Origin of the sequence: Rhizobacter sp. Root1238 (genome assembly GCF_001425825.1) — a bacterium.
Classification (GTDB): Bacteria; Pseudomonadota; Gammaproteobacteria; order Burkholderiales; family Burkholderiaceae_C; genus Rhizobacter.
The window spans coordinates 173,286-193,076 of record NZ_LMDM01000034.1 but is presented as its reverse complement, the minus strand read 5'-3'; the positions used below and the strand labels follow the sequence as shown (position 1 = coordinate 193,076).

Genomic DNA, 19,791 nt, shown 5'->3' with positions numbered 1-19,791 from the left:
CGCATGGCCGACGCGCCGCTGCCTTCGCCGACGCGCGGCCTGCTGCGGGCCAGCCTGACGCTGGCGGCCGGCGGCGCGCTGGCGCAGGCGCTGCCGCTGCTGCTCGGCCCGCTGCTGACGCGGCTGTTCGCGCCGGCCGAGTTCGGCCACTACCACCTGTTCGCGGCGGTGGCCGCCAACCTCGGCGTCGTCGCCTGCGGCCGCTATGAGTTCGCGCTGCCGATGGCGGCCGACGATGGCGAGGCCGATGCGCTGCGCCGGGTCGCGCTGCGGCTGCTGGCTGCCACGACCGCGCTCGCCGCGTTGGGCGCCGGCGGCTGGGCGCTGGCCGGCGCGGGGGCCTGGGTCGCGTGGCTGCCGCTGGCGGTGGCGGCGGCTGGCGCGGTGTCGCTGGCGACGCTGTGGGCGACGCGGGCGCAGCGCTTTCGCGCGCTGGCCGCGGCCCGCGTGCTGCAGTACGGCGGTGCCGCGGCGGCGCAGGTGCTGGCCGGGCTGGCCGGTGCCGGCCTGACCGGCCTGATCGTCGCGCCGATCGCCGCCGCGGCCGTGGCCACCGCGGTGCTGCGCCTGCCGTTTCGCGGCGCGCTGCCGCAAGCGCCGGCGCTGGCCGACGTGATGCGCCGCCACCGCGACTTTCCGCTGCTGAACACCCCGCATGCGTTCGCCGGTGCGCTGCAGGACACGCTGAGCCTGGTGCTGATCGCCGCGCTGCTCGGCCCGGCCGAGGCGGGCTTCTGGGGCCTCGCGCTGCGCTACCTGAAGGCGCCGGCCACGCTGGTCGGTAGCGCGGTGTCGCAGGCGCTGTACCCGAAGCTCGCCGCAGCCGGTGCCACGCCTGAGGCCCGCCACGCGGTGCGCCGCGTGATGGGCCTGCTGGCGCTCTTGGCCGCGCCGCTGGTGCTGCTGCTGTGGGTGGCGGGCCCGTGGGCCTTCGAGGCCGCATTCGGCCCGGCTTGGCGCGAGGCCGGCGTGCTGGCCCGGGCGCTGGCGCTCTACGTCGGCCTGCATTTCGTCGCCAGCCCGCTGGCGGTCGTCACGATGGCATGGCAGGCCCAGGGCTGGGCGCTGAAGCTCGCGCTGGCAGGGCAGGTGGCCTTCGTCGCCGCGCTGGCCGCCGGCCTCGCGCTGGGCGACCTGGCCGGGGCCGGCTGGGCGGTGTCGGCGGCGATGGCCGGTTACTTCGGCGTCTATTTCTGGTGCCTGGCGCGCTGGCCGATGCCCACGGTCGGCGCGGATGCCGCGCTGCCGGCCCATTCCTCCGCGACACGATGAAGAACCTGCTGCGATCCTTGCTGAACCGCTGGCGGCGGCGCCTGGCCCGGCTGCTGATCTACCGCATCGTGTTCGGCGAACGCTCGGGCGGCCGCCTGCTGCCCAACACCCGCCTCTCGCCGGCCAGCTGCATCGAGCACGAGGAGCGGCTGGTGCTGGGCGATCACGTCTACATCGGGCCGTTCAACTTCATCGAGGCCAGCGGCGGCATCACGCTGGGCGACGGCGTGCAGGTGACGAGCCACTGCAGCCTGGTGACGCATGCGTCGCATCGCTCGCAGCGCCTGCTCGGCGAGGGCTACACGAACTGGCCGGCCGCGCAGCCGCGGCCGGGCTGGATCGCCGGGCCGATCGAGATCGGCGCCTGGTCGTTCATCGGTCCGCACAGCCTGATCGAAGCCAACACGAAACTCGGCCGCGGCACGCTGGTGTGCGCCGGCAGCTTCGTGCGCGGCGAGTACCCGGACTTCGCGGTGCTCGAAGGCCGGCCGGCGCGCGTCGTCGGCGACACGCGGCGCGCCGATGCGCGCCTGCTGGCGCAGTACCCGTCGCTGCGGCCGCTGTACGAGGCCTGGGCCGGCGAGGTTCCCCCGCGATGACGCTGAAACTGGTGCTGATCGGCGATGGCGAGAGCCCGCATTTGCTGAAGTGGGCGCGCGCGCTGCACGGCCGGGTCGAGCTGTGGGCGGTGTCCAGCCGCGGCTTCGATGCCGGTTTCGATGCGGTGCTGCCGGCCGCACGGCGGCTGGCGCTGGACACGCGGCCGAACTTTGCCGGCGGCAACATCGGGCTGCTGCGCCAGCTGCCGCGGGTGATCCGCTGGCTGCGCGCGATCGGGCCCGACTGGCTCGCGCCGCACTACCTGAGCTCGCACGGCACGCTGGCTTGGCTGGCGCTGCGGCTGGGCGGCGTGCGGGCGCGCATCGCCGGCTCGGCCTGGGGCTCGGACATCCTCGTCGCCCCGGTGCGCAGCGCGCCGATGCGCTGGTTGACGCAACGCGTGCTGGCCGCCTGCAGCCTTGCCACCAGCGACTCGGCCCACATGGCCGAGCGCATGCGCGCACTCGGTGCCGGCGAGGTGATGGTGTTTCCGTTCGGCCTCGAAGCGCTGCCGCCGGTCGCGGCGGGCAAGCAGCCGGCGCTGTTCTTCGCGAACCGCGGCCTCGAGCCGGTCTATGCGCCCGAGCGTGTGCTCGATGTCTTTGCGTCGCTGGCCGCCGACTGGCCCGAGGCGCGCCTGGTGGTCGCCCACGACGGATCGCAGCGTGCCGCGCTCGAGGCGCGCGCCGGCCGGTCCGACCTGGCCGGTCGCGTGCAGTTCGTCGGCCGGCTCGACGCGGCGACGCAGGCGCAGTGGTACGACCGCGCGCGCTGGTACCTCAGCCTGCCGCTCAGCGATTCGGTGTCGGTCTCGGTGCTGGAAGCGATGGCCCACGGCTGCATCCCGCTGCTGTCGGACCTGCCGGCCAACCGCGAGCTGGTGCAGGACGGCCGCAACGGCATCGTGCTGGCCGACGGCGAGCGTCCGACGCTGCAGCGCCTGCGGCCGCTCGCCGAGCGTGCCGACGAGGTGGCGGCCGGGCTGCGCGCCTGGATCGCCGCGCATGCGATGTTCGACGACAGCGTTGCCGCGTATGTGCGCCGGCTGGAGGCGCTGTCGACCCACGGGAACGGCGCGCGATGAACATCCTGTACCTGAACCACTACGCCGGCACGCCGGCGCTCGGCATGGAGTACCGGCCGTACTACCTGGCGCGCGAGTGGGTGCGCGCCGGCCACCGGGTGCGCATCGTCGCCGCGACCGTCTCGCATGTGCGCTCGCGCGAGCCGGCGCCGGGGCGCGAGGCGGTCGACGGCATCGACTACGACTGGATCGCCGCGCCGCGCTACCAGGGCAACGGGCTCGGTCGCGTGCGCAACATCGCGGTGTTCCTGGCGCGGGTCTGGCGCCGCACCGCGGCGCTGGTCGACGAGTTCCGGCCCGATGTCGTGATCGCGTCGAGCACCTACCCGATGGACATCTGGGTGGCGCGCCGCATCGCGCGGCGGGCCCGCGCGACGCTGGTGTTCGAGGTGCACGACCTGTGGCCGCTGTCGCCGATCGAGCTGTCGGGCATGTCGCCGCGGCATCCGTTCGCGCTGCTGTGCCAGAAGGCCGAGAACGATGCGTACCGCGTGGCCGATGTCGTGGTGTCGATGCTGCCGAAGGTGGCCGACCACATGGCTGCGCACGGGCTCGACCTGCGCAAGCTGCACATCGTGCCGAACGGCATCTCGCCGGACGACTGGGCCGACGAGCCGGCGCCGCTCGACCCCGCGATCGCGGCCCACATCGCGGCGCAGAAGGCGCAGGGCCGCGCGGTGGTCGGCTATGCCGGCTCGCACGGCCTGCCGAACGCGCTCGACGTGCTGCTCGATGCGGCGGCGCTGGTGCGCAACGAGCCGGTGGCCTTCGTGCTGGTCGGCGACGGCATGGAGAAGGCGCGGCTCGCGCAGCGCGTGGCGGCCGAGGGCCTGCGCAACGTCGCGCTGTTCGCGCCGGTCCCGAAGACGCAGATCCCCGCGCTGCTGCGCGAGGTCGACATCGCCTACATCGGCTGGCAGCGCACGCCGATCTACCGCTTCGGCATCGCGCCGAACAAGCTGATGGACTACATGATGGCCCGCTGCGCAGTGCTGCATTCGGTGGAGGCCGGCAACGACCCGGTGGCCGAGGCCGGCTGCGGCGTGACGGTGGCGCCGGAGGATGCGCCGGAGGTGGTGCGCGGGCTGCGCCAGCTGCTGGCGGCCGGGGCCGAGGCACGCCGCGCGATGGGCGAGCGCGGCCGCGCGTTCGTGCTGGCCCACCACAGCTACCCGGTGCTGGCACGACGCTTCGTCGACGCGATGCAGGAAGGCCGCAGCGCATGAGCAGCCATGAGCCCGATCGGGTCGCGCAACGCTATGCGCGCCGTCAGGTGGGCGACCGCTACAGCATGCTGCGCCCCGAGGTGTGGCAGACGGTGCACGAGCGGCAGCGCGCGATGCTGAAGCTGTTTGCGCGGCACGGCGTGCGAGAGCTGCCGGCGCTGCGGCTGCTGGAGGTTGGCTGCGGCCAGGGCGGCAACCTGCTGGAGCTGCTGCGGCTGGGCTTCCGGGCCGAGCACCTGAGCGGCATCGAGCTGCTGCGCGAACGCGCCGCCAAGGCGCGCCGCTGCCTGCCGGCGGCGCTGACGCTGCACGAAGGCGACGCGCTGCAGGCGCCGATCGCCGAGGCGTCGCAGGACATCGTGTTCGTCGCCACCGTGTTCTCGTCGCTGCTCGACGATGCCTTCCAGCAGCGGCTGGCGGATGCGATGTGGCGCTGGGTGAAGCCGGGCGGCGCGGTGCTGTGGTACGACTTCACCGTCGACAACCCGCGCAATCCGGATGTGCGCGGCGTGCCGCTGTCCCGGCTGAAGGCCTTGTTCCCGCACGGCCGCATCGACCGGCTGCGCGTCACGCTGGCGCCGCCGATCGCGCGCGCGGTCGCACCGCTGCACCCTGCGCTCTACACTCTCTTCAACACCTTGCCGGCGCTGCGCACTCACGTGCTCGCCTGGATTGCCAAGCCCTGATCATGTCTGCCAACCTGCCGTTCCTCCCCTTCGCGCTGCCCGAGATCGGCGACGAAGAAATCGCCGAAGTCGTCGACACGCTGAAATCCGGCTGGGTCACGACCGGCCCGAAGACCAAGCGCTTCGAGGAGGACTTCACCGCCTTCCTCGGCGACCCGGGCCTGCACTCGATGGCCGTGAACTCGGCCACCGCCGGCCTGCACCTGGCGCTCGAGGCGCTGGGCATCGGCCCGGGCGACGAGGTCATCACCACCACCCACACCTTCACCGCCACCGCCGAGGTGGTGCGCTACCTCGGCGCCGACGTGGTGCTGGTCGACATCGATCCGGCCACGCTGTGCATCGATGTTGCAGCGGTCGAGGCCGCGATCACGCCGCGCACCAAGGCCGTCGTGCCGGTGCACTACGCCGGGCTCGCGGCCGACATGGAGTCGCTGCTGGCGCTGGCGAAGCGGCGCGGGCTGAAGGTGGTCGAGGATGCGGCACATGCGCTGCCGACGACCGTTGGCGGCCGGCTGGTCGGCACGCTGGACTCCGACGTCACGGTGTTCAGCTTCTACGCCAACAAGACCATCACCACCGGCGAGGGCGGCATGGTCGTCACGCGCGATGCCGAACTCGCGAAGCGCATCAAGGTGATGCGGCTGCACGGCATGAGCCGCGATGCGTTCGACCGCTTCACCGCGAAGGTGCCGAGCTGGTACTACGAGATCGTCGCGCCGGGGTTCAAGTACAACCTGACGGATATCGCGTCGGCGCTGGGCATCCACCAGCTGAAGCGGGCGCGTGCGTTCCAGCAGCGGCGCACCGAACTCGCGGCGCTGTACGACGAGGCGCTGGCCGGCCTGCCGGTGGTTCTGCCGCCCCAGCCGCTTGCGGGCGAACAGCATGCATGGCATCTGTATGTGCTGCGGCTGGGCGACGATGCCAAGGTGTCGCGCGACGTGCTGATCGAGCGGCTCTTCGCCGCCGGCGTCGGCTGCAGCGTGCACTACATTCCGCTCCACCTGCAGCCGTATTGGCGCGACCGGTACGACCTGAAGCCGGAGAAGTTTCCGCAATCGCAGCGGGCATATGAGCGGATGCTGAGCCTGCCGCTGTACACGCGGATGGGCGAAGCTGACGTCGTCCGAGTGGTCGATGTGATCCGCGCGGTGCTCGCTTGAGGCGCAAGGCGTCAATGCTCAAGCGAGGTTTTGATGTGCTGATGGCAGTGACCGGCCTGGTTGTGCTTTCGCCACTGCTCTTTGCGATCGCCCTGTGGGTCAAGCTCGACTCACCTGGTCCGGTGTTTTTCCGCCAGGAGCGTGTCGGCCGCAGCGGCCGCCGCTTCCTGATCCACAAGTTCCGCACGATGCGCCACATGCCTGTCGACGCCGGGCCGCAGATCACCGTGGGTGCCGATGTGCGCATCACGCGTGCCGGGAAGCACCTGCGTCGCGCGAAGCTCGATGAACTGCCCCAGCTCATCGATGTCCTTGCCGGTGCGATGAGCGTGGTCGGGCCCCGTCCGGAGGTGCCTCGCTATGTCGCGTTGTACCCGCCCGAGCTGCGCGACAAGGTGTTGAGCGTGCGACCGGGAATCACCGATTGTGCGTCGCTGACCTACCGAGACGAATCGACATTGCTGGCCGCATCGGCGGATCCGGAGAAGACCTATGCCGAGGTGCTCCTGCCAGCCAAGCTTCGGCTTGCTGCGCACTACGTTGACCACGCCTCGCTGGCCACGGATCTTCGTCTGATCTGGCTGACAATCAAGGCCGTGGTGTTCAACCGATGACGCTTTCTCCTGACTCCGGCGCCCCGGGCTTCTGGCACCGGCTCGACCGACTCCTCGCCATACTCCGCTTGCGTCGGCAGCCTCTCACCCTGCTGATTGATTGTGCGGTGATTTGCCTGGCGTGGAACGTCACCTACCTGTTCCGGCTCGGCTTTGAGCGCTCATGGGCGGCGCGCCCCGATTACGATCATTGGGTGATGATGGGCGTCGCAGCGCTCTACCTGCTTGCGCTGATCGGTGCCAAGGTGCCGCGCGCTATGTGGCGATTCTCCGGCTTTGGGGAACTGAAGCGTCTCGTGTTTGCATGCACCGTTGCGGGCCTGCTGAGCGCCGTGTCCATTCTCATGTTGCAACTGGCCCAGATCCCGCGCACGGTGCTGGTTCTGCATCCGCTGATCTCTCTGTTGGGGCTGTGCATGGCACGCCTTGGCTACCGCATGCTCTATGAGCATGCCCGCTCGCGTATCACCGGCAGCGACAGCGATGTGCGTCGCGCTGTCGTGCTGGGCGCGGGCGAGGCCGCGCGCTTGCTTCTCGCGGGCTTGCACCAACAGGGTTGGACGGTACTGGGTTTGCTCGACGACGATCCCGCGAAGCGCGACGCTCGCATCTTTGGTGTGCCGGTGCTGGGCAGTCTGGACGATCTCGGCCGGCTCGATGTGTTGCGAGAGGCTACCCATGTCATCGTCGCAATGCCAGGGGCAACCTCGGCGCAGCGGCGGCGCGCGATCGAGCTGGGCGCATCCAGCAGTCTGCCCGTGCTGACGGTACCGTCGTTCAGCGAACTGCGCGATGGAACGGTCCGCATCGAACGCGTGCGTGCGATTGAACCGGAGGATCTGTTGGGGCGCGACCCGGTACGCCTGGACGAAGGGGGCATTGCGGACCTCATCTCCGGCAAGGTCGTCCTCGTCACCGGTGCAGGGGGGTCGATCGGCTCCGAGTTGTGCCGTCAGGCTGCGCGGTATGGTCCGGCGGCGCTGGTGCTGTACGAACTCAGCGAGTTCGCGCTGTACCAGATCGAGCAGAGCCTGTCGGAGGCGCATCCCCACCTCCCCCTCGTGCGCTTGATGGGCGATGTCAAGAATCTGGACCACCTGCGTGCCGTATTTGCTGCACATCGTCCGCAGCTCGTGCTGCATGCCGCGGCTTTCAAGCATGTCCCGCTGATGGAGGACGACAATGCCTGGGCTGCGCTTCAGAACAACATCATCGGCACCTGGAATGCGGCGACTGCCGCGGCGGAAGTGGGATCGGAACGCTTTGTCCTGATCTCGACCGACAAGGCCGTCAATCCCACCAACGTGATGGGGGCCAGCAAGCGGGCAGCCGAGATGGTGTTGTCGCGCATGGCCACGCAGATCCCGGTTACCCGGTTCGTCGCAGTAAGGTTCGGCAATGTTCTGGGGTCCAGTGGCAGCGTCATTCCAAAATTCAAAGAGCAGATCGCCAGGGGGGGGCCCGTGACGGTCACGCATCCGGACATCAACCGCTACTTCATGACCATCCCCGAGGCGACCCGGCTGGTGCTGCAGGCCGCAGCATTGGCGGAGAGCGGCCAAGTCTACGTGTTGGATATGGGCGACCCGGTGAAGATCGTCGACTTGGCCCGAGACATGATCCGGCTGTCGGGGCACCGCGAAAGCGAGATTGGCATCGTGTACAGCGGCCTGAGATCCGGCGAGAAGCTTTACGAGGAACTTCTCGCTGATGCGGATCAGACCTTGCCGTCCAGGCATCCGCGGCTGCGCATTGCGAAGCTGCTATCGCAGGCCGACGGTGCATGGATCGAGGCGCTGCTGGAGTGGCTGACCACGCCGGGGCATGACAGGAATGTCAAGGAAGTGCGAGAACACCTGCGCAAGTTCGTTGCCGACTACCACCCGCAGTAGCGAGTCACATGTCAACGGGGAGATTCATGAGAGACAGGGCGGACGTTGTACGCGAACCCCTTTGGCGCGGCATCCTGAGATTTGGGGGTGTGCTGTGTCTTGCCAACGCGCCCTTCTGGATACTCGGACGGTTTCTCTTTTTCGACCGTGCCGTGGTGGTTGTCGATGTCGCTCTGGCGGCACTGGCGTCGGGTCTGGGCGCGGTCGTCGGTGTTGTGGTGCTGTGCGTCCTGTGGCTGGCTGATGCCATCACGTCCGCGTCGAAGATCTACTACTTTGGATCAGTCGGATCCTTCATCGATGCTGGTCGTTTTCTGCTGAAGCTCGACCTCCTTGCCTTCCTGAGCGGCCGGAATCTGGCCGTGCTCCTGCTCTTCAGCCTCTGTGCTGCAGGCTGCTACTGCCTGATGCGGCGACGCCTCGACTGGCGAGCGGTCGTGCTGGTCACGTTGCCGATCGTGTTGCTCGACGTCCTGAACGGATCGTCCTATCTGTCGATCCGCAGTTCCAGGATCACCTATTCCAATATCGCCGCCAGTCCGTTGCTGACGGTCGGTCGCTCGTTGACGTCACTGCACGAGCCTGGCCCGATCGACCCGGTGCCGGCGGGCGAATCGGCGCAGGACGTGGTCGACCTGGCAGGGTGGGCCGCCGCGCACCCGAGTCGCTCGGTGCTGTTTGTCGTCGTGGAGTCCCTCGGAATCCACCGGGACCCTGCGACGCGAGAGTGGTTGAGATCCGCATTGATCGATGCCGATCTGTCCAGGCGCTACGACGTCGTCGAACGGGAGCTGCCGTTCCACGACGCCACGGTGGCCGGCGAGTTGCGCAGCCTGTGCGGACTCGCTGGCGACTACCGGAGCCTCAGCCAATCGGTCGCCGCGAGGTGCCTCCCCGCAAAACTGGCGGCAATCGGTTGGGAGACCATTGGCTTGCACGGCTTTTCGGGCAATGTTTTCGACCGCCGCGAGTGGTGGCCGATGATCGGACTCCAACGCATATTCTTCGCCGAGGAGCTGTTGCGGCCTGAATCGGCGCGCTGCGGCGGAGCCTTTCGGGGCAGCTGCGACGCCGATCTTGTGCGGCAGGCCGGTATCGAATTGCAACAACCTCGACGCTTGGTCTATCTGCTGACCTTGAACAGCCATCTGCCCTTGGCGCTAGGCCCGATCCCGCCGGACAACCAGTCGCGGTGTGACAACGCACGTGCGGGCCGCGACGTATGCCAGCTGCTGACCACTCATCGGGCGCTTCTCAGCGAGTTGAGGAACATGTTGCAGCGCCTGGACAACGCCCCGGCTGTCGTTGTAGTTGGGGACCACGCGCCCCCCTTTGTCGACACCGAGGGACGCAATCAATATGCCGCGGACCGGGTGCCGATGCTGCTCTTGCTGCCGCGTTGAGTTGTCGAAGGCCGGTCAGTTGGTGCGGCGGAAGATCAGCCACTTGGGTGTCTTGAACCGGACGATGCGGCTGTAGAGCCAGACGTAGGAGACGACGAACAGCAGCAGGAACCCGCTGAGCATGGCGCTGTCATCCCACCAGAGCAGACTTGGGATGACCGAGGACAGGCACAGAAGCCAGAGGTAGGGCGAAGTCATCGAGTTGCGACGCGTCAGGCGGCGGTTGCCGCCGGCGCCTGCCAGCGTCCAGCGTATCAAGCGCCGGTGAATCAGGGTGTGCAGGTGGATGCCGTCGGGTTCTGCCGTGGCTACACCTCGGACGACCTTGCGGCGGTAGATGGTGAAAATCGTCTCGAAGATCGGGTACGCACAGAGCAGCAGCGGGAACAGCGGCGAGATGCCGGAATTCCTGTGCAGCATCAGGATGCTCAGTTCGGCCAGCAGGAATCCGAGCAGGTATGCACCACCATCGCCGAGAAAGATCAATCCGGCGGGGAAATTCCACACGAAGAAGCCGAAGATCGCTCCGGCGGTGATCAATGCGGCGGCAAAAACGAAGCCATCGCCGACCTGGAAGGCCACATAGGCCAGCGCGAGCATCATCATCAACACGCACATCGAGGCAAGTCCGTTGAATCCGTCGATGATGTTGACCGCGTTGGAAACGCCGGTGACCACGAAAAGAGTGAGCGCCATTGCGAATGGATACCAGCCGATCAACTGGTCGACACCAGGGATGTCGGTTCGTCGAATCACCGCATCCAGCAGCCAGGCTGCGAGCGCCGCCGAGATCGCCGTGGCAATGAGGCGCTTGCGCGGGGACACCTTCTTGGTGAGATCCTCGGCAATTCCTGTGATGAAGCACGGGGTAGCGCTGAGCACCAGCAACCACAGCAGCTGGGCCTGCGACGTCCCCTTGGTCTGTGCCAGCATCACGCCGCCAAGGATGGCGGCCATCACGCCCAGGCCTCCGACGCGCGGGACCACCCGCGAATGGAATTTTTGTGGGCCGCTCAAATCATAGTCGGCAAGCAAATTGCCGTGCCGGAACGAAATGCGCAAGATGAGCAGCGTCGCGCAAAAGGCGACAAGAAAGCCGCTGGTGAAATAGATCATGAGCATTTGCCTTTGATAGCCGTCGAACGAATCGTCATCGGTTCGCGTTGCCGGCATCCCACTCCCGGATGAGCTGCTCGTACAGTTCGCGCAAGCGGCCTGTCACGACGCTCTCTGCATAAAGTTCCATCACGCGCGCCCGAGCCGCCTCGCCCAGCCGTGCGCGCAGACTCGCATCGCCGGCGAGGGTACGGATTTTCTGCACCATGTCGCCCAGGTCGCCCGAGTCGTGCAGCAGTCCGGTGGCGTTGTCTTCAATGGCGTCCGTACTGCCGTGAATCCGCGCAGCCAGCGCCGGAACGGCGCAGGCCGCAGCATTCAGCAGCACCATGGGGAACCCTTCGCGGTAGCTTGGCAAGCAAAAAATGTCCGCCGCCGCGATGTAGCGCTCGGGCGTGCGCGTGTAGCCGAGCATGTGCAGGCGATCGACATGCTTGCCGACCGTCGTCCTGATCAGGTCGGTCAGATTCTCTTCGTCTGGTCCGATCATCAGAAGCCGATAGCCGATGGTCTGCTCTTCACACAATCGGGTGAAGGCCTGTGCCATCAGGAGCGCCCCCTTGTCCACCGTCAGCCGTGCCATGTAGACGAGCAGGACCTCATCGTCTGCGGCGCCGATCTCATGGCGAACACTGGTCCGGTGTGCAGGACTTGGTGCGAACTTGTTCGTGTCCACGCCGCAGATGGATCCGTTTCCGATCACTTTTCCCTTGGCTGGAGACAGCACGCCATGGTCGATCAGGAAGGACAGCTGGTTGTGGCCATCGACAAGGACGGTGGTCGCGCAGCGAGTCGTCAGTTTGTCTGTGGCCTTCAGCATCCAACGCATGAAGCCGCTGCGGGTCTGCCAGACCTGGCCTGTGAACGTATGGATCCTGATCGGGACACCCGCAAGGCGGCCCGCGATCATCGCCAGCAAGCCCGCCTTCGGCGTGGTGGAGTGCACCAGGGTGTACTTGTTTCGGCGAAATTCACGTGTCAACGAGATCAACGAACACAGGTCTCGCCAAGGCGATATCTTTCTTTCCAACGCGACATTGAGGAACCTCGCATTGCCACCGATGCCTCGGCGGTATTCCGCCTCGTTGCAGTTGATGACGACGGTAAGATCGAATTCCTTCTCGAAAGAGCGGATCTGCCGCGCGAGAAATACCTCGGCGAAGAACAGATTGGATGTGATGATTCCGAACTTCCTAGTCATGGTAGACACTCGAAATGGTTTTAAGAACCCCTTCTTCGAAGGGGATCTCCGGTCGCCAGCCGAGGTCGCGCCATGCAGCAGAAATATCCAATACATTCGCAGGAATATCGAATTTCCGGCTGGGGCTGAATTCTACGGTCGCTTGGCGTTTCAGCGCAGCGGATATCACCTCGATCACGTTCACCAGCGATCGGCCGACACCGGATCCGATGTTGTACGTCCGCCCTGGCCCCTGATGCAACGCGACGGCCAGCAGTGCCCGGATCACATCGTCCATGAAGACATAGTCGCGGATCACCATGCCGTCTCCCCACACCTTCAAGGGCTGTTCGGCGGCGAGTTGATAGATGAAATTGCCAACGACGCCCTGCAGCGGATTGCGATGCTGGCCGGGACCGAACGGGTTTGCGACTCTCAGAACCCGATAGTCCAGGCCGTGAAGACTTTCGTAAAGATGAAAATACTTTTCGGCTGCGAGTTTGACAACGCCATACGAACACAAGGGATCCGTCGGGTGGTCTTCCTGGATCGGTAAATTGCGAGCGACACCGTAGACGGTGCCACCGGATGACACGAAAACCAGGCGGAGCTTCAATCTGACGCATGCCGCCGCGAGCCTGACGCTGGGCAGCAGGTTGCTCTCGATGTCGAACCCCATGTCGTTGTTCGATGACTGTGGCTGGGTCGTCGATGCGAGATGGAAAACCCGCGTCGCTCCCGGCAGCGCTGCGGCCAGTACCTCCGAATCGCCATAGTCACCGACAATCCACTGTACGCCCGGGGCGCTCGGCGGCGAGTCCGGTGCCAGCGGCCGACGGCAGATGACCCGCACCGAATCACCTTGGCGAATCAACGCCTCGACCAGATTGCGACCAATGAATCCAGTGCCACCAATGACTACGCTGATTTGCTCCGACATGTACGATCCAGGCGAGAGGTTTTCGATTTCAACACCGCAAGATATCAACTGAACTTTCCATACTTCCCTGACATCCCATCGAAAACCGCTTTCTTCATCATGCTCAGATATTTTCTGCGTTCGTTCGAGAGGTAAAGGAAGACGGAAAACCGCAAGAAATTGAGCACGATTTCTCGAACCTTGTACGAAAAGGGAATGTAGCTGAGGCGAAGCATCAGGAAACTATTGCGCAGCAGGTAATATCGGCGCAGAGGTGAATGCGCTGAAATGCTTCGTCCGAAAACCCGGATGCGGGCATCACCGATGCGATGTGACATCCGGGCGCCAGAGGCAACGTAGCAACGGTATCCCAGGCCTCGAGCTCGCAGGCACCACTCCACGTCGATGTAGTCTATGAAGAGCTCGGCTCGCATCGGTCCGACGCGATCGAGGACCTCCATCCGCACCAGCGAGCCGGAAGAGATGAGGAACGTGGCCTCGACTAACATGTTCCCCTTGGGAACGTGACGTCGAATGAAGGGTCCGGCGTATTTCGTGATCGGATAGGGCTGCCCTGTCACAGGATCGAATGTGGCGGGCCCAACGGCTGAAAAGGGAGTACCCGCCTGGATCAAAGTCGATTCGGCGGCCAGCAAGGCACTGGAAAAGCCGGTTTCCGGAATACTATCCTGATCGAAGAAGATGACGTGCGAGGGCCGATGCATTCGGGCGGTTTCAATACCGATGTTCTGCGCCTGTGCCAGACCGACGTTCTCGGGGCTCTGCACCAGGTCGAGGATGCCACTGCCCAGACGGGCAACGCGCTCCTTGAAGATGGGGAAACGCGCCGATGCGTTGTCCACCAGCACAACCCCGATGTCTTCGCGGACGATGGATTCGATTTGCTCGAGCAGCCCGTCCTCGTCGGGGTTGTAGGTCACGATGATGGCGATGAGGCGTGGCATGTCGAAGAGGTCCGTTTTTGGAGTGCGATGATCGCCACCGCAGCCATGAACGTGGCAGGAAGCGAAAACAGCACGGGATTCGAAAGAGCGACCAGGTAATGGGCCGCAAGGGCCAGCGCGAGGCCAGCTTCATCGGCCAGAAACAGGCGGCGGCACAGCCAGACAAAGAATCCGGTGATGAACAGGGAAAACGGAAGACCGAACTTTCGCAGCATCTCGAGCTGGCTCACCTCGATGTTGTCGGTCATGTCGTTGAAGCCCCTCGAGAAGAAGGATGTGCCTGGCCCGTCACCGAAGAGGAAGGCATAGGGCTTCATTTCGAACAGGTCGTACACCGATTCAGCATGTAGCCACCGGGTCTTGGATCCATCGCTGCCCGACGAGAAAATCTCACGGAAGGTGTCTGGCAAGACTTGGAAGAATACGGCTCCCAGGACGCAGCTGGCCCCCACCACCAACCAGAAGATGGCGCGCTTGCGGATCGAGAGGGCCAGAAAAAGCAGACCAAAGACGATTGCAAGGGTAAAGCCGAAGCGGGACGGCGCGATCAGCAATGCGAACGAGGCCACGACATAGGTCAGATAACGCTTCCTGCTGATCGCCAGGATCGCGCAGGTCAGCAAGTTCAGCGTGCCTTGGAAATACACGACGGGCATGGCCTCGTCGAAAAAGGTTTCCTTCTGATTGAAGAATCCGGCCGATCGCTCCGACAAGAATTCGTGAACGGCTATCAGCGGTTCGATTGCGTTCAGTCGACCAAAGAACAGAGCGATGACCAAGCAGGCAAACAACAGGCCGCCGTTGATGAAGTGCTCCGCGGTGATCGAGGTGCTGCGGGCGGCGGCGAGGATCAACGGGAACATGACGACGGGCACGATCCAGATGATGATGTTCCCCAACGCGACGGATTTCCAGAGCGCAATCAGCAACGATGGCAGCAGCAGGCCGACCGGAAGCGTCCACCAGAGGACCTCTTGCGCAGACAGGTGCAGCCGTCGGAAGTGGCGAGCAGTGAGCAGGCACAGCAGCAGGAAGGCATAGATGCGCAGACCCAGTTCTCCGCCGGAATCCAGGACGAACCCGAACACCACCAGGGACATCGGCACGACAGCCAGGAACGCGCGCACGCCGCCGATCACGGTGGATCTCGGTGCGGCAGCGCGCACTTGAGGCTGCATTTGGCTAATACTCATCGGCGGGTCGCGGCGGCCAGGGCTGCCTTGGCGAGAAGTGCAACTGGCGCGGAATGGCGAAGGCCGAATGCCTTGAGCATCCGGGCTGCAAAGCGAGGGAATAGTCTGGCCTGTCGATCATTGCGGAAGCCCGGTGAAACGACCCGCCGACGCCGCGACCATTGCTCTTCGAACGAGAGGTGGGGCGCATCTTGCGCGAACTCAGCGGGTGGGGGAAGGATTATCCCGTCCCGCAGAACGGACTCCATTCGCTGCCGCGTCGCGTCCGGTGCATGGAAGGCCAGCGCTCGCTCCCGCATGACTTGTTGCCGTTCCAACGTGAGTGCGTCGCGAGAGAGCAAGAGCGAAATCTGCTCGAACAATTCCTCTGTGCTCGCGGTTCGCAGGCCATCGGCGATCCCATAGCCGAACGATGCCCCCTTGAGCGAGGCCACGCTGCATCCCTGGATCAACGCCTCGGTGAATGCCGTGCCACCAGTGACCGGGTAGCTGTCGAGGTAGATTGCGCAACGGTGCAATTGCTTCAGGTACTCGGCGTGCGGCAGGCGCTGCTGGAGGCGCACCCTGCTGCGCAAGCGCAAGCGCAGCGGCCACCACCATGCGTCAGTTGCCCGGGGACCGACCACCGTCAGTGTCGCGTCCGGCAACCGGTGCAGCAATTCGGCCATCAGCGCCGGAAAGGATGCGCCGCGCTGCGGCCGGAACTTGTACGCCGACCCCGCGCTGAAGAGCGTGGCAGGCAGGCGCTCTTCGACCGCTGGAGACGTTGGTGCCGCTGGTCGCCTGATGGGGATGCCGACAAAGCTGGACTTGTCCAGGCTCGCGCGAGCGGTGCGCAAGGCCCAACCGAACGTGCTGATCTCCAGCACCGCATCCGCGAGATCCACGCCGACCGAAAAGGTGTGGTCGGAGTGGTTGAACAGGTGAACCTTCGGACGATGCGGCGCAATTGCCAACCAGCGCAGCGCGGTGGTACAGATGACGTCGTCCGGGTGAACGTGAAGGATGACGTGCGAGAACTTCGCGGCGATGCAGGCGATCTCGCGAAACTGCTGCAGCGGATCATGGGATTGGACGATGTGCAGTCGATCGTCCGGCAGGTTCAGCAACGGGCGGAGGCTGTCCCGGGCTGCAGGGCGCGTGATCAGGACCTCCGGCCGACCGGCCCCGTGTGCAACCAGGATCGCCAGCAGGCGGCTGTGCCCGCCATGGGCATAGAGTTCGGACGCGATATGCAATTCCTGCCCGCGGATCTCCGGAACCGCAGGAGGAGCCATGTCCTTGTGTGGCAATTTGGAAAGAAGCAGCTTCTCCAGCGCGTCCAGCACGTACACACCGCAGTGGTTCTCGACGAGAAATCGCGCCAACCATTCGGCCATCAGTGCTGCGAGGTCCCAGTTGGATTCGGCGGCGATGTCACGGAGCATGCCGTCGACGAACGGCACCACCCGTGCTCGCTTGTCGTCGATCGGGTTCGGCTCGCCGTCGCCTGTTGCCATCATGGGATTCATGTTTTATTGGTTGGCTGCACGCGAGAGACCTCAGAGCCCGGCTCCTGGCGCAGCATTCTTCTGAAGAAGAAGAGCACGGCGCAGCCGTAGAGTACATAGGTCGCGGCATAGCCGACTGCGGAGCCGCGCAGTCCGTCGAAGTTCGTGCCTGCGAGCGACAGTGCCACCAGCAGGGCGCTGAATGCAATCTCCAGGCCGACGTAGACCGTGGTACGAGCACGGCTGATCAGCGTGTAGGCGACCACCCAGCTGCAGACCTTGGCGATGTCGCCGATCAACTGCCACCCGATGACGTCTACCAGCGGAAGGAAGCTGTCCGTCAGCAGGGTCGGGATCAGCCAGCCGCGGAGCAGGTAGATGGACAAGGCAGACGTGAGCACCAGCGGCAGAACCAGCCGCATGCCGCTTTTCACTTCAGCCAGCAATTCATCGTTGCGACGGATCTCGGAGAACCGGGGCAGGAAGTACAACGAAAGGGTGGTCGTCAGCAGCATCAGGTGAATATCGCTGACGCGCCACACCGCCTGCCACAGCCCTGCGTCATGCCAGCCAAGACGGTCGGCGATCCCATCGCGGATAAGCAACTGCGCCAATGGAACCACGACGGCGCTGGTGATACTCATGACGGCGAAGTGCGCCAACCTGCCCATCGCTTGCCGGTCGAATGCCGGTGCAAGCGCCGACCAGGACTGCGGGAGCGCATGTGCGAACAGTACGACAGTCGCGAGGCATGCCACCGCTTGGCCCGTGGCAACCGCTACAAGGGCGCCCTGCAGACCGCACCACGTGACCAAGGCGCCTGCCATCAGTGCCGTCAGCAGGCTGCCGGCAATGTTTGCCAGGACGTAGGCACGGACGGCCTTCTTCCCGTTGAGTATGGCCAGCAGCAACGTGTTCAGCAGGATCAGGAACAACGCTCCGGCCAGCCACAGGATCACGTCCGACAACGCCGGATCCGCCAGAGCCCACTGTGCAAGTTCGTGCCGAGCGATCACCAGCACCACGATGCAACAGCTGCCACCGACGAGGCTGATCAGCGCTGCCGTACGCCAGACGAGGTGCTGACGCTCGGGCTCGTCGGCATATTCGGCGGTGTATTTCGTGACGCCCACGCCGACCGAACCGCTCGCGACCGCAACGACCATCGCGAGCAGGTTCTGGAACTGACCAATGACGGCATAACCGCTGGGGCCGAGATGAACAGCCAGGACCTTGTTCAGCACCAGCGACGTGGTCACCTTGATGGCGACCGCGATGGCATTGAGCAAGCTCGTCTTGACCAGGCTCATCAGCGGCCGACGGATTTGACGGCTGTGTGCACGGCGCGGATGACGGCGTCGACTTCGGCATCGGTCATGGTCGGGCCGATCGGCAGGCTCAGAACTTCCCGGTGCATCCGTTCGGAGATCGGCAGCGAGCCGATCGGGATGGACAGGCATGCGTAGGCCGGCTGAGCATGCGGTGGTATCGGATAGTGGACCATCGTGCCGATCCCGGCAGCGGCCAGCGCGCGACCGAGCGCATCCCTTTCCGGATGTCGGACGACGTAGAGATGCCACACCGGCTCGCAGTTCCTGTCGACTTCGGGCAAGCGCAGGCCGGCGACCGTCACCAGTTCGCTCGTGTAGCGTGCAGCGATGGCCCGGCGACGTCGGTTGTCTGCGTCGAGGAGCGGCAACTTGGCACGCAAGAATGCGGACTGAAGTTCGTCCAGGCGGGAGTTGTAGCCGGCCACCTCGTTGTGGTACTTCTGCTGCGATCCGTAGTTTCGCAGCACCCGCAGGCGTGCCGCCAACCCCTCATCGTCGGTCGTGATCGCACCCGCATCACCCAGTGCGCCCAGATTCTTGCCCGGGTAAAAACTGAAAGCCGACGCATCTCCGAGGGCGCCGGCAACCTGGCCATCGAGGCGTGCACCATGCGCCTGTGCGGAGTCCTCCAGCACTTTCAGGCCATGCTTTCGGGCGATGGTGGTGATCTCGCCAACCTGCGCAGTCTGACCATACAGATGCACCGGAATGATTGCGCGCGTGCGGGGGGTGATGGCGACTTCGACCCGCTTCGGGTCCAGGTTGAAAGTGCCATCGTCCGGCTCGACCGGAACGGGCGTCGCGCCGGTCTGCGTGACCGCCAGCCAGGTGGCGATGTACGTGTTGGATGGAACGATCACCTCATCACCGGCACCGACTCCCCACGCCCGCAGGACAAGGTGCATGGCGTCCAGCCCGTTGGCGACGCCGATGGCATGCCGGGCGCCACAGAACGCGGCCCACTCCTGCTCGAAGGCCTCGGTTTCCTTGCCCAGGACGAGCCAGCCCGAATCGAGTACTTGGTCGAGTGCCGCGTGGTACGCCTCGCGCTGCCGCAGGTTGATGGTCTTGAGGTCAAGAAAGGGAATCAATTCTTCAGCTCCACGACAAGAGGGCCAGGCAGATAGCGTGCATATCGTTGCATTGACGCGCGGATGGATGCTTCGCTCAATCCATACGAGATCTCGTGTACATCCTGCTCGATTCGCTCAGCTCCGAAACGCTCGTGAAATGCGCATACCCGTTCGTTGTCCACGTTGACAGTGAAATGGGCTGAACTGAAGCCGAGGGTGTCCAATGCGTAGGCATACACCATCAGCGCCGATTCGATCGCCGCTGATGCCGGAGCGTGGGGCGCGAGGATCCAGCTTCCCCAGCAAAAGCTCCGGCCTCGGGCGTCGTACAGGCGCACCGTGCCCAGTGCGTTGTCGGCCGCGTCGGTCATGACGAAATACGCCTCGCTGTCGTTCTGCGCATATCTCTCGAGCCAAGCCACCTGCTGCGAGAGTTCGCTCGACGTTGCCGAGATGTGCCGCGACTTCGCAGGATCGTTGCGCAGGGAGAGGATGAACTCGGCGTCCTCGATGCGGGCATCCCGGAAATTCAGTGTCCGCCCCTGGATCCGCAGGGCCTTGGCAATCCTCGGACTCGACAT

18 protein-coding genes are annotated in these 19,791 nt (G+C 65.1%); 9 read left to right on the top strand and 9 right to left on the bottom strand.

All coding sequences use genetic code 11. The features are described from left to right. Positions 1 to 3 precede the first annotated feature (3 nt). The 9 genes from ASC98_RS32160 to ASC98_RS22170 are packed head-to-tail and all read left to right on the top strand — an operon-like array spanning position 4 to position 9,943. Positions 4 to 1,272: a lipopolysaccharide biosynthesis protein gene (locus tag ASC98_RS32160; protein ID WP_056815875.1), complete on the top strand. Its 1,269-nt coding sequence runs from the start codon at positions 4 to 6 to the stop codon at positions 1,270 to 1,272. Beyond that, positions 1,269 to 1,871 (top strand): acyltransferase, encoded by a 603-nt coding sequence (locus ASC98_RS22205; RefSeq protein ID WP_235581349.1) that lies wholly within the window; start codon positions 1,269 to 1,271, stop codon positions 1,869 to 1,871. Before ASC98_RS32160 ends, ASC98_RS22205 begins: the two co-directional genes overlap by 4 nt. After that, positions 1,868 to 2,956, top strand: a complete 1,089-nt coding sequence (locus ASC98_RS22200) for a glycosyltransferase (protein WP_056815872.1) — start codon at positions 1,868 to 1,870, stop codon at positions 2,954 to 2,956. The genes ASC98_RS22205 and ASC98_RS22200 overlap by 4 nt, the downstream gene beginning before the upstream one ends. Then, positions 2,953 to 4,182, top strand: coding sequence for a glycosyltransferase family 4 protein (locus ASC98_RS22195; protein ID WP_056820473.1), 1,230 nt, complete (start codon positions 2,953 to 2,955; stop codon positions 4,180 to 4,182). Before ASC98_RS22200 ends, ASC98_RS22195 begins: the two co-directional genes overlap by 4 nt. Next, positions 4,179 to 4,868 carry a class I SAM-dependent methyltransferase gene (locus ASC98_RS22190; RefSeq protein WP_056815866.1) on the top strand — a complete coding sequence of 230 codons (690 nt, stop codon included), beginning with the start codon at positions 4,179 to 4,181 and terminating at the stop codon, positions 4,866 to 4,868. The genes ASC98_RS22195 and ASC98_RS22190 overlap by 4 nt, the downstream gene beginning before the upstream one ends. 2 nt (positions 4,869 to 4,870) lie before the next feature. After that, positions 4,871 to 6,034, top strand: coding sequence for a DegT/DnrJ/EryC1/StrS aminotransferase family protein (locus tag ASC98_RS22185; protein WP_056815863.1), 1,164 nt, complete (start codon positions 4,871 to 4,873; stop codon positions 6,032 to 6,034). Positions 6,035 to 6,048: 14 nt separating this feature from the next. After that, a complete protein-coding gene (locus ASC98_RS22180; protein ID WP_056815858.1) occupies positions 6,049 to 6,648 on the top strand; it encodes a sugar transferase in 600 nt (199 codons plus the stop codon). Next, a complete protein-coding gene (locus ASC98_RS22175; RefSeq protein ID WP_056815854.1) occupies positions 6,645 to 8,540 on the top strand; it encodes a nucleoside-diphosphate sugar epimerase/dehydratase in 1,896 nt (631 codons plus the stop codon). Before ASC98_RS22180 ends, ASC98_RS22175 begins: the two co-directional genes overlap by 4 nt. Before the next feature lie 26 nt (positions 8,541 to 8,566). Further along, positions 8,567 to 9,943: a hypothetical protein gene (locus ASC98_RS22170; RefSeq protein ID WP_157597994.1), complete on the top strand. Its 1,377-nt coding sequence runs from the start codon at positions 8,567 to 8,569 to the stop codon at positions 9,941 to 9,943. Between the two features lie 15 nt (positions 9,944 to 9,958). Here the strand turns inward: ASC98_RS22170 and ASC98_RS22165 are convergent, their stop codons facing one another. The 9 genes from ASC98_RS22165 to ASC98_RS22125 are packed head-to-tail and all read right to left on the bottom strand — an operon-like array spanning position 9,959 to position 19,791. After that, positions 9,959 to 11,059 (bottom strand): glycosyltransferase, encoded by a 1,101-nt coding sequence (locus tag ASC98_RS22165; RefSeq protein WP_056816051.1) that lies wholly within the window; start codon positions 11,057 to 11,059, stop codon positions 9,959 to 9,961. 34 nt (positions 11,060 to 11,093) lie between these two features. Further along, the gene (locus tag ASC98_RS22160; protein ID WP_056815849.1) at positions 11,094 to 12,260 is read right to left on the bottom strand and encodes a glycosyltransferase; all 1,167 of its coding nucleotides are present in this window, start codon (positions 12,258 to 12,260) and stop codon (positions 11,094 to 11,096) included. Beyond that, positions 12,253 to 13,179: an NAD-dependent epimerase/dehydratase family protein gene (locus ASC98_RS22155; RefSeq protein WP_082541992.1), complete on the bottom strand. Its 927-nt coding sequence runs from the start codon at positions 13,177 to 13,179 to the stop codon at positions 12,253 to 12,255. Before ASC98_RS22155 ends, ASC98_RS22160 begins: the two co-directional genes overlap by 8 nt. 44 nt (positions 13,180 to 13,223) lie before the next feature. Next, entirely contained in the window at positions 13,224 to 14,123 is a 900-nt protein-coding gene (locus ASC98_RS22150; protein WP_056815844.1) for a glycosyltransferase family 2 protein, read from the bottom strand. After that, positions 14,096 to 15,262, bottom strand: coding sequence for a hypothetical protein (locus ASC98_RS22145; RefSeq protein ID WP_056815841.1), 1,167 nt, complete (start codon positions 15,260 to 15,262; stop codon positions 14,096 to 14,098). Before ASC98_RS22145 ends, ASC98_RS22150 begins: the two co-directional genes overlap by 28 nt. Before the next feature lie 50 nt (positions 15,263 to 15,312). Continuing rightward, a complete protein-coding gene (locus tag ASC98_RS22140) occupies positions 15,313 to 16,827 on the bottom strand; it encodes a hypothetical protein (protein WP_157597996.1) in 1,515 nt (504 codons plus the stop codon). Beyond that, positions 16,824 to 18,116 carry an O-antigen translocase gene (locus ASC98_RS22135; RefSeq protein ID WP_056815835.1) on the bottom strand — a complete coding sequence of 431 codons (1,293 nt, stop codon included), beginning with the start codon at positions 18,114 to 18,116 and terminating at the stop codon, positions 16,824 to 16,826. The genes ASC98_RS22140 and ASC98_RS22135 overlap by 4 nt, the downstream gene beginning before the upstream one ends. Continuing rightward, entirely contained in the window at positions 18,116 to 19,228 is a 1,113-nt protein-coding gene (locus ASC98_RS22130; RefSeq protein WP_056815833.1) for a DegT/DnrJ/EryC1/StrS aminotransferase family protein, read from the bottom strand. Before ASC98_RS22130 ends, ASC98_RS22135 begins: the two co-directional genes overlap by 1 nt. Further along, positions 19,225 to 19,791 (bottom strand): GNAT family N-acetyltransferase, encoded by a 567-nt coding sequence (locus ASC98_RS22125; protein ID WP_056815829.1) that lies wholly within the window; start codon positions 19,789 to 19,791, stop codon positions 19,225 to 19,227. Before ASC98_RS22125 ends, ASC98_RS22130 begins: the two co-directional genes overlap by 4 nt.